This is a genomic window from Nocardia asiatica NBRC 100129, from assembly GCF_000308415.1.
Lineage (GTDB): Bacteria > Actinomycetota > Actinomycetes > Mycobacteriales > Mycobacteriaceae > Nocardia > Nocardia asiatica.
Map to the genome: position 1 here is coordinate 21,863 of NZ_BAFS01000039.1, position 9,164 is coordinate 31,026.

At 66.7% G+C, this 9,164-nt stretch carries 7 protein-coding genes; 5 read left to right on the forward strand and 2 right to left on the reverse strand.

What is annotated here, in order from left to right:
• Positions 1-35 precede the first annotated feature (35 nt).
• From ON27_RS04540 to ON27_RS04555, 4 genes are all read left to right on the forward strand, one after another.
• The gene (locus tag ON27_RS04540; protein ID WP_051046219.1) at positions 36-260 is read left to right on the forward strand and encodes a ribbon-helix-helix domain-containing protein; all 225 of its coding nucleotides are present in this window, start codon (positions 36-38) and stop codon (positions 258-260) included.
• On the forward strand, positions 257-700 hold the full coding sequence (locus ON27_RS04545; RefSeq protein WP_043719759.1) for a type II toxin-antitoxin system VapC family toxin: 444 nt from the start codon (positions 257-259) through the stop codon (positions 698-700). The genes ON27_RS04540 and ON27_RS04545 overlap by 4 nt, the downstream gene beginning before the upstream one ends.
• Positions 701-1,099: 399 nt before the next feature.
• Entirely contained in the window at positions 1,100-1,579 is a 480-nt protein-coding gene (locus ON27_RS04550; RefSeq protein WP_051046220.1) for an EXLDI protein, read from the forward strand.
• Positions 1,580-1,617: 38 nt separating this feature from the next.
• Positions 1,618-3,765 carry an MMPL family transporter gene (locus ON27_RS04555; RefSeq protein WP_043719761.1) on the forward strand — a complete coding sequence of 716 codons (2,148 nt, stop codon included), beginning with the start codon at positions 1,618-1,620 and terminating at the stop codon, positions 3,763-3,765.
• Between the two features lie 165 nt (positions 3,766-3,930).
• On the opposite strand, the gene ON27_RS04560 is transcribed toward ON27_RS04555, so the two are convergent.
• Positions 3,931-5,118: a helix-turn-helix domain-containing protein gene (locus ON27_RS04560; protein WP_043719764.1), complete on the reverse strand. Its 1,188-nt coding sequence runs from the start codon at positions 5,116-5,118 to the stop codon at positions 3,931-3,933.
• 142 nt (positions 5,119-5,260) lie between these two features.
• On the opposite strand from ON27_RS04560, the gene ON27_RS42695 reads away from it, so the two are divergent.
• On the forward strand, positions 5,261-5,554 hold the full coding sequence (locus ON27_RS42695) for a hypothetical protein (RefSeq protein ID WP_157227084.1): 294 nt from the start codon (positions 5,261-5,263) through the stop codon (positions 5,552-5,554).
• A 251-nt stretch (positions 5,555-5,805) separates the two neighbouring features.
• Here the strand turns inward: ON27_RS42695 and ON27_RS39665 are convergent, their stop codons facing one another.
• Positions 5,806-8,499: a hypothetical protein gene (locus ON27_RS39665; RefSeq protein WP_051046221.1), complete on the reverse strand. Its 2,694-nt coding sequence runs from the start codon at positions 8,497-8,499 to the stop codon at positions 5,806-5,808.
• Positions 8,500-9,164: the final 665 nt, after the last annotated feature.

The window sequence follows — 9,164 nt, forward strand, 5'->3', positions numbered from 1 at the left end:
GGCCGCTGTGGTATCTAGACTGATACCATCAAGGCATGGCTTGGACCATGCGATTGCCGGAGGACGAAGAGGCGGCGCTCAACGCGCAAGCGGATGCCGAGGGTCGCTCGAAGCACGAGATCACTCGTGATGCGGTCCGGGCGTATCTCATGCGCCACCGCAGGTGGGAGTCGCCCCTGCTCAGTGATGACGAGACGTTCGATCTAGGTGGACCGATCGGCAAGGACGACATCCGCAACGCGATGAACCGGCCCGCATGATCGTCGTCGCCGATACCTCGGGAATCCTCGCGCTGTTCAATCGTTCGGATCCCGAGCACTTCGCGGTGCGCCGAGCCGCGGATGCGGCGGGCGCCCTTGTCGTCAGTCCGTTGGCGCTCACCGAGGTGCATCATGTGGCCAGTGTCCGAGCCGGGCGCGCGGTGGCCGACGGCATCCTTGCCCTGATCGCCGATCGGGTCGCGTCCACCCGCATCGTCATCTCGAGCGTCGATGCGGCGCAGTTGCATACCGCGGTCGATATCCGGAGGAAGTACGGCGATTTGAATCTGGATCTGGTGGATGCTGCGTGCGTGGCTCTGGCGGACGAATTCGATACCGACACCATCCTGACCCTCGGCCGACGCGACTTCCGCACCTTGCGTCCCCTCGGCCGGTACTCCGCGTTCCGGATTCTGCCGGATGACCTGCGGCCCTCTTGAACGGTCGGTGTTTCGGTCACTTCGGCGCGGTGATCGCCGTGCCTCGGCTCAGGGGCGGCCGTAGCCGAGGCCGCGTGGTTGTGGGTGGGGGCTGAGGCGGAGTAAGTGCGGACGGGGCGTTCTTTGTTCGCGGCCAGGACGTGCTGCTTGCTGCCCTCGGTACCTCGAATACGGGCGTCCGATGGGGAAGGTTCGTTAGTCGAGCGGCGGGCTCGGGCGCACCGCCCGGGATCGGACTTGCGTGGGGCTTGCGCTATACGTATACATCTACTTATAGTGAGATGGCAGGCCCGGCTTTCTGAGAACATCGAATCCGTACGAGGAGAGGCGGATTCGCCAGCGGGCCGGTTGCGGTAGACGCATGCCTGAATGCGCACGAATCTATGAAACGGGGAAATCATGACCACCGATCCGAACACCCTGAGCGCGGCGGCCGCCGTCGAGGAGCCGGCCGACGGCGTCGTCTTGGTGAAGGAATCCGCCGAAACGGGTGACGCTGACGAACTTCGCCAGATCGTGTTGCGGGTGGGGCCGGGCGGCGGGCGCAAGCAGCGCTTCTCCGGCAGGCTGCTCGGCGAATCCCGCGAGTACAGCAAGGTGGGGATGACCGTGTCGCGGGTCTACGTGAGCCGCAAAGGCAAGTTCGTGGTGCACCGGCACGAGACGAACTGGCGCGAAATATCCGTCGCGGTCGACTGGAGCGAATGGAAGAATTGGCGCGAGCTGCTGGGGGTCGGCGGCGGCGAGCGCGAGTGGGGTGACTACACGGTGGAAATCGTCGACTCGCCCACCGAACTGCAAGGCCGGATTCCGGAGCACATCTATCGAACGGTCATCGATGTGGCCGCGCACCCGACCATGCAAGACCTGCCGATCTGACTGCCGCTTCAACGAATCCGGAAAGGATTTATTCGCACATGTTCGCACGACTGGGGGCCGTGGTGGTCCACAATCCGTGGAAGGTGATCGGCCTGTGGGTGCTGCTCGCCATCGCGGTGGTGGCCTCGGCGCCGGAACTGAAATCGACCACCGACCAATCCGCCTTCCTTCCTTCGCATTACGAGTCGATCCAAGCGTTGGAGTTGCAGCAGAAGGCGTTCCCGGACAGCTCTGCCCCCGCGGCGATCATCGTGTTCGCCCGGGAGGACGGCGCGCCGTTGACCGAGACGGACGCGGCTTCGGTCGTCTCGATCGGCAACGACCTGCGCAACGCGCAGATCAAGGACGTCACCGCGATGCAACCGACGCCGCCGTCGGAGAACCGCCTGATCCAGATCATCGCAGTGCAGATGACGAAGGTGACGAATCCGAACGACACCACGCAGGGTGACGCCGTCAAGGCGCTACGCGCACAGTTGAAGGAACGCGTCGCGAACACCGACCTGAAGGCGGGCATCACCGGTCAGGCGGCGCAGGTGCTGGACCAGACGGAATCCAGCGAAAAGGGCATGGCCATCATCGGCGTCGCCACCATCGTGCTGATCCTCGTGCTGTTGCTGGTCATCTTCCGCAGCCCGGTGATCGCGTTGCTGCCGATCATCGTGATCGGCGCGATCTCCAGCATGGTCGGCGGATTGATCGCCATGGTGGCCAAGGCGTTCGACTTGCAGATCGACTCCTCGGTCAACGCCATCCTGGTGGTGGTGCTGTTCGGTGTCGGCACCGACTACATCCTGTTCCTGATGTTCCGCTACCGCGAGCGGTTGCGTGCGGGCGAGGACCCGAAGTCCGCAATGGTCAGTGCGGTCGCCCGGGTCGGCGAGGCGATCACGTCCGCGGCAGGCGCGGTGATCATCGCGTTCATGGCACTGGTGCTGTCCACGCTCGGTATGTTCCGTGCGCTGGGTCCGGCGCTGGCGATCGCCGTGGCGGTCGCGCTGGCGGCGGGGCTGACGCTGGTGCCCGCGGTGGTCTCGCTGTTGGGCACCAAAGTGTTCTGGCCGTCCAAGGCCTGGCGCAGCGAGCCGAAGGGCGCGCGGTTCGCCGCGGTCGGCAACGCGCTCGGCCGGCGGCCCGGTGTCTTCGCCGCCGCCTCCGGCGGTGTGCTGGTGGTGCTGGGAGTCTTCGCCTTCGGCTTCCACCCCACGTTCGATCTCAGCTCAGGCTCGACCTCCGAGGCGTCGGAATCCGTCGTCTACAGCAAGGAACTGGTCAAGGGCATGCCGGCCGGCACCACCCAGCCTTCGGATGTGCTGTTGCGGTCCGACGGGGCCCTGACCGCCGAGCAGCTCACCGCTTACCGCAATGCCCTGGCCGGTGTCCCCGGTGTGGGACAGGTGGCCGAGCCGCAGCTGTCCGCGGACCGGACGATCGCCGACTTCGCGGTGACGCTCGACGCCGCGCCGGAGTCGGACGCCGCGCTGGACACAGTGAAAGGCCCGCTGCGAGACACCGCGCACGCCGCGGCGCCAGCCGGAGCCACGGCCGCCGTCGGTGGTCTGACCTCGGTGTTCGTCGATTTCCAGGACGCGATGGCACGGGACTACGCGATCGTGTTCCCGGTGGCGGCGATCCTGATCATGATCGTGCTGGGGCTGCTGCTGCGCAGCCTGGTCGCGCCGTGGTACCTGATGGCGTCGGTGTTCCTCGGGTTCGCCGCCACGCTGGGCGCGGCGGTGCTGGTGTTCCAGCACGTCCAGGGCGAGTCCGGGCTGATCTTCACGCTGCCGGTGATCATGTACCTGTTCGTGGTCGCGCTCGGCACCGACTACAACATCCTCATGGTCGCCCGGCTGCGGGAAGAAGCCCGCGAGGGCAACGAGCCGAAACAAGCCGCGGCGCTGGCCGTGCGGCACACCGGACCGACCATCGCGGCGGCCGGAGTGATCCTGGCGGGCACGTTCGCTTCGATGATGCTGGCGGGCAACAACGTTCTCGCGCAGATGGGTTTCGCCATCTCGGTGGGCATCGCGATCGCGGCCTTCGTCATGGCGATGTTCTTCACGCCCGCACTCACGGCGCTCATCGGACACAAGGCGTGGTGGCCAGGGCATGGGGACGAGAAGCCGGGTGGGACGGGGCCGGAGTCTCGGGAGGTCGTGGGTACTTCGGTCGCCGAGAGCTGATTGGGATCGGAGCGTACGACACCGGCGCTTGCAAATAGTAAAATGGAACAGAGCTGTGCATTCGGACTTGTCCGGTGCACAGCTTTTTCTATGAATAGTGCGTATAAGTGCGCCGGTCACCAGCCGCGCAAATCCGTGCGTGTGCCCGCATCGCATCCGCCGAACTCAAATCTTGACATTGGCCCACTTCGCGAACCGGGCGAGGGAGTCGGTGCCGCGCCGGGTATTGGCGAGTACGCGGACGGTCTCGTGGACTTGTGGGTGGTTGCGCGTCAGGCCCGGTGCGATCCGGCGTGCTTGGTGGAGGCTGGCGGGGGCACGCTGCTTGTCCCCGTACAGCAGCCATGCGCGGGACACGTCGATCCAGTGATGTCCGGCGCGGGACGGCGTGACCGATACCGGTAGCCAAATCTGCTCGGCGCGTGCGACGGCGGTCGTGCCATCGGACAACTCGACCGGCACGGCGACGGAGTGGATGGCGACGTTCGGCAGATGGAACCCGGTTCCGTACTCCTGATAACGGTCGGCGCCGATCGCCTCCCCGATCCGGCGCGCTTCCCGAAGATGCGCGTCGGCGGTCTCGGCGTCGAGCGCACGGGCTGACAGGATCGACCCGCGCAGGTGCAGCGCGCCCCGCACCGCGAGGACTTCCGGCGTCGAAGGCAGTTGCTCACTGGCGATGTGGGCGCGCTCGATGATCCGCAGTCCACCGGCGTATGCGCCGGAGTACAGCAGGATCAGCGCGCGGTGGTATTCCGCCGCGATCGGCCACGCGGGGTCGCCACTGTGTTCCGCGGCCCACACGCACCGTTCGGCGGCAAGTCCGGCGAGGTCGAAATAGCCGTACCGGTAGGCGATCGATGACGCGCTGTTGTACGCGTAGGCGAGCGTCGAATAGATGGTCTCCCGACGTTGCCCCGAAGGCTCGTCGGCCGCGAGCGCGTGTAATCCGTGGATCACGTTCGGCAATTCTGCGGTGTGGTCTCCGTACCGGCCGCGCCGTCTGCTCTCCTGCACCCGATGTAGTGCCGCGGTGAGTTCTTCGAAGCTAGTCGGCGCGTTCAGTGGCTCGTCGTTGAAGGCCAGAATCTTTCGACGCAGCTCGCGGATGGTGGCGTGTGCTCCGGCATCGTCGCGCACCGGGGTGTAGGGCTGCCCGGTCAGGTCCTCGATGTTCACCCCGAGGGCCTCGGCGACGGCCGTGACGAACGCTGGAGAGGCGGGGCGGACGCCTCGTTCGACCTTGCGCAGCAGCGACACCGACACGTTCGCCTTCTGCGCAAGTTGCTGCTGTGTGAGCCGAGTGAGCTTGCGCGCTCTGGCGGTGCGTTCCCCGATCCCGGCATCGTCCATGCCTCCACGGTGACACACGATGTGCCGCTAGGCATGGGTTCATCGAGCACAAGGTATTCGGAGGCCCCGGCGTCGGGTCGAGCCTTGAATCCCCAGCGTCGGGCGCCCGCCGAACAACTACGACGTGCCGAAAGGTCACCGAATGACCACAGAGCTCGCAACCGTCTTGATCGTCATGGCCGCCGTCGGCGGACTGCTGATTCTCGTGTTCTGGGTGCTGCCCTGGCTACTCGACCTCGGCGACGACCCGGATGAATCCGTACCGGCGCGCGAGATCTTCGAGCGGCTGGAGACGAGCAGCGATGACGATTCGGCGTTCCTGGGTGCAGGACTACTGCGAAGACGGCAACATGCCCGAGGACGAAGAGCACGCGCGCGGCCTGTCGAAGCTCCACCAGAGCTGCGAACCACCGTGCCCGCGCAAGGTGTCCGCTGAGCGCTACCTGCGCGAACGCGGCGAGGGCAGCTCGCCGGACAGTCGAGCGAGCAACTAAGGGCCTGTTCTGCCAGTCATCGCAGCCAGCGGGACGACAGCTGATGACGGCGACTTCCGCCTGCCGGTAGGCCGCCCGCTCGGCAGCATGGGGTGGGCTGCCGCCTCGCGATCATTCGGGGGCCGTGAACCTCGTGATGCAGCACAACGTCCTGTGCTTCGGCCAACCGGCTTAGGTTCTGTACGGGCCCCGGTCAGTCGATGGTTGCGTAGGGGCGGTGGACTTTGAGGGCCGAGTCCAGGACGCGGGTGACCGCTGAGCGGGGGACGCCGAGTTCGTTGGCGATGGCGGGGGTGGTGCCGCCTTGGTCGGCGAGGGTCAGAATTTCTCTGACCTCCTCGATGGGGAGGTCGGACAGGCGGCGGTCGGTGATGGCCCGTGCGAGCGCGGAGATCTCGTCGTCGTCGGTGTCGGCTTCCTCTGGTTCGGTGGGGAATTCGTCGTCCTCGTCGTCGTCCTCGAGGATCGGCATCGGTTCGACGCGCGGGTGCGAAAGCTCGGGAGTTTCCTCGAGGGCCAGTTGTTCGCTCTCCGCGTCGGCGGAGCGGTCGTTCTGCTCGGCGCTCGCCGACTTCCCGCGTTTCGCCGCGCGCGGGGCGGTGGCGTTCGGGTGCACCTGTGCGGCGGTGTCGGCGGATGTCGGCGTGGGCATGGGTTCGGTGGGGCCAGCGCGCCGGGCGGTGTCGTCTCCGCGATGCGCGCGATCGATCGAGCGTTCGCCTCGGTTGACCGCAGCGTGCGTCGATGCCGCACCGTTCGCTCGCGTCCGAGGGTGCTCAACGAATTCCAGGCCGTCGTGCAGGTCGGCGAGCGAGATCTGCTGTGCCGCAGATCGCGTGGATTCGAGACGCGGCTGCGGGCTCTCGAACTCAGGCGCTTCCGCTCGGTTCGAGACTCCCTCCTCGAAGGTGGCAGGAGAAATCTGTGCAGCTTCGGATTCGGCGGATCGAGTCGGGTGTCCGTCGGCACGGGCCTCCAGGACATGCTGCGTTACAGGCGGAACGGCGTGCGGGGAAGGAATCCTCACTTCGCTACTGACAACCGACTGCCCACGGTATCCGTTGGGAGCGATCGGGTGGTCTTCGGCGGCGCGAGCGGTGTGCTTGTCGAGTGGAAGGGCTTGCGCAGCAATGTCGGCCGGTGTCTGGGCGGCGTGACCGCTGGCCGCTTGTGCATCGCCGTTCGTGTGTGCATCGCCGTTCGTGGGGGACGCGGTGATGTGGCCGTTCGTGCTGGGGCGCACAATGTTCCCGTCGACCTGCAAGGGCTGCGCGGCATCGGCAACAGTGTGGCCGTTGGTGGCTGGGCGCACCGTGTGTCCGTTGATGCGCGGGTGCGCGTTTCCGTTGACAGGCAACGGGTTGATGTTGCTCTCGATCGGCGGAAGGGCGTGGCCGTTCGTGGACAGGTCTCGGGTGTGCCCGTTGGTAGTGGTTTCGACCGGGCGGCCGTTCGGAGCTCGGTGGAACGCGGCACCGGGCTCGACCGCGTGCCCGTTAGCCGGGCGAGCATCGGTCCGGCCCGATGCAGTGGACGGCGCGGGAGCTTCGCCGGCTTTGTCATCCACCGGCGTAAGCGGGGCGTGGTCGACGTCGATGGAGTGGCCGTTGATCAGCGACTCGACGGCGTGACCGTTGGTGGAGCGGGTATGGGGCGAATTCGAGGCACCCCCGTCTTCGCCATATCCATGGCTCGCGGCAGCGAGGAAAGCGCGGTCGGCGGTGTGCGGGCGGCCGTTGATCGGCGAGTCGACTGCGTGACCGTTGGTCGGCAACCTTCCGTGGTCGACGGGGGAGGTGGCTGAGCTAGAGTTCGCAGACTCTGCCTGCGTAGCGCTATGCGTGCTCGGCGTATCGGATGTCCCTCGGTCCCGAGGTGCGCCTCCGGTGCCCACGATCGTGCGGTGGACGGAGCCCGCCCGCCCAGGATGGTGGACGCCACCTCGATGACCGACTTCCGTTCCAGAGTCCGCATCGTGGTGCGCCGCACGGCTATCGCTCAATGGTGCGGTGTCGGTATCGCCTTCCCAGGGGGTGCGACGGTTGGTCGCCGCTGCCTCGAGCGAGTGATATTCCTCGGCTTCCGGCCTGCCCGGTTGCGCATCGAGACGGATCATCCGCCGGTCGCGCTCGATCACCGGCGCACCATCGATCAGCACCGCGTACCGCGCGGAAACCCAGGCGTGCAACCAGATCACGACGCCGACCATCACCGGGGCGATCGCGTATTCCGCGGCGCGGCCGAGATCGCCTGCGGCGAGGTGCGGGCCGGAGTTGAGTGCGACGGTCGTGCCGAGCAGCGCCGCCTCGAAGAAGATCACCTTGCCGCGCGCCAGTTCCCGCCCCCACCGCGCCGCCGTCGTCGCCGCCACCATGATCGTGATGATCGGTATGGAGATCATCGCCTCGATGCCGTAGCTCAACCAGTACAGCGGATCGGACATGTCGCCGCTGGGCACCAGATTGTGCTGCACGTTGACACCGGCCCACACCATGCCGAGCACGACGACGGCGATCAGGGCGCGCGAGGACCACTCCGCCCGCCGATACAGCTGCGCCAGTCGCGCGTCCTCGCTCGAGGCCCGCCGCCGCGCCGCCAAGGCGCGCCGATGCCAGCGGGCGTCGGCGTCCTCGGAGCGGCGCAACGCCGCGGATGACTTCCGATCACGCCGCTCGGCGGCCAGTTCCGCCTCGATCGCCCGGCGCCGCTGCTCGCGGCGCTGCGCCCGGATCCATTCCGCGAGCTCGCGCTCCGCGGCGATCTCGCGTTCGGACAGCACTTCCAGCAGCGCCGGATCGAGCTGCAGGGGCAATTTGCCGCGCGCGGTCTCGACTTGCTGAGCCAGCGCGGCAATCTCGGAACGACCGTTCGAGGGTTCGTCGGGCATCGCGAGCCTTCCCAAGAGCAGGTGTCATGTCGAGGTGGTGGAGACATGATTGCTCGAACATATGTGTGATCGGAGTGAGACTAAACCGACGCCTGCCCGTGGTCAACGTGGCAGTCTCCCGGCTGTACGCGACACGCCGAACAGGCGAAATCGAAGATCCGGCTCGGATATCCGGGATGAGCGGCGCTTTTATCGGCGCTCTCCGCGTGTCGAAACTGAGTTCGAATACGTGCACACCATCGCGCGAATCCCCCGCTCCAGGTTCCCGCCCGGCACCCTCGCGCTCGATCGCGTCTTCGGGGGCGAAACGGAACCGACCGGGCGTTGTTCGCGGCCGGCCTGTTGACGGAATAGTCGCCGTTCGCTTGAACCCGTCAGACCAGGTGAACCGATCTCACACAAGCCAACTGTCTGGAGCCGCCCGCTGACGCGACCGGCTCACCCGAACCCCGTCTTTCGAGCGAAGCGAGACCGAGCATGCGCCGTTCACGGCCCGGCTCGCGTTTGCGCGGCCGCCGCGCAGACGACGAAGGAACAACCAACGATCACGCCAACCCGAGCCACCAAAAAGGGCCACGAAAACCCCACATCACAGCCCGCCACCCCCGCGCACAGCCATACACGAACTCCCGACTTCAACTATCAACGCGCCCAGCGCACCCCCA

Bases quoted from the DNA above. Each gene is read 5' to 3' on its own strand.
- ON27_RS04540 (WP_051046219.1), top strand. From the start codon at position 36: ATGGCTTGGACCATGCGATTGCCGGAGGACGAAGAGGCGGCGCTCAAC.
- ON27_RS04545 (WP_043719759.1), top strand. From the start codon at position 257: ATGATCGTCGTCGCCGATACCTCGGGAATCCTCGCGCTGTTCAATCGT.
- ON27_RS04550 (WP_051046220.1), top strand. From the start codon at position 1,100: ATGACCACCGATCCGAACACCCTGAGCGCGGCGGCCGCCGTCGAGGAG.
- ON27_RS04555 (WP_043719761.1), top strand. From the start codon at position 1,618: ATGTTCGCACGACTGGGGGCCGTGGTGGTCCACAATCCGTGGAAGGTG.
- ON27_RS04560 (WP_043719764.1), bottom strand. From the start codon at position 5,118: ATGGACGATGCCGGGATCGGGGAACGCACCGCCAGAGCGCGCAAGCTC.
- ON27_RS42695 (WP_157227084.1), top strand. From the start codon at position 5,261: ATGACCACAGAGCTCGCAACCGTCTTGATCGTCATGGCCGCCGTCGGC.
- ON27_RS39665 (WP_051046221.1), bottom strand. From the start codon at position 8,499: ATGCCCGACGAACCCTCGAACGGTCGTTCCGAGATTGCCGCGCTGGCT.